Below are 228 nucleotides of genomic sequence, written 5' to 3'. Positions count from 1 at the left end.
GCTAAACCCTTCCAGGATCTGGGTATTCGCCTTAGCATTCACTGCAAAAAAGTCTTTAACGTCGCCTTTCCATTTTTCGGGCGAAAACTTTCTCTGGTGTAGTTGCTCCTTTAATTTTTGGTTCTCCATCACATTTTCGTCATTCAATTTGCGATTTGCTCGCAGCATGGCGTCACTGGCCAGCACTTCATCTTTTAAGTCTTTCACCTCTTTTTTATGCTTGGCTTT

Annotated in this window: 1 pseudogene; it reads right to left on the bottom strand. The window is 42.5% G+C overall.

Annotated features, from left to right (window positions below):
• A pseudogene (locus TW77_RS25495) lies at positions 1-207 on the bottom strand (hypothetical protein); the annotation flags it as partial.
• Positions 208-228: the final 21 nt, after the last annotated feature.

The organism is Pseudoalteromonas rubra, assembly GCF_000967655.1.
GTDB classification, from domain to species: Bacteria; Pseudomonadota; Gammaproteobacteria; order Enterobacterales; family Alteromonadaceae; genus Pseudoalteromonas; species Pseudoalteromonas rubra_A.
Note: the sequence above shows the minus strand (reverse complement) of the source record. Positions and strands in the feature narration are given on the sequence as shown.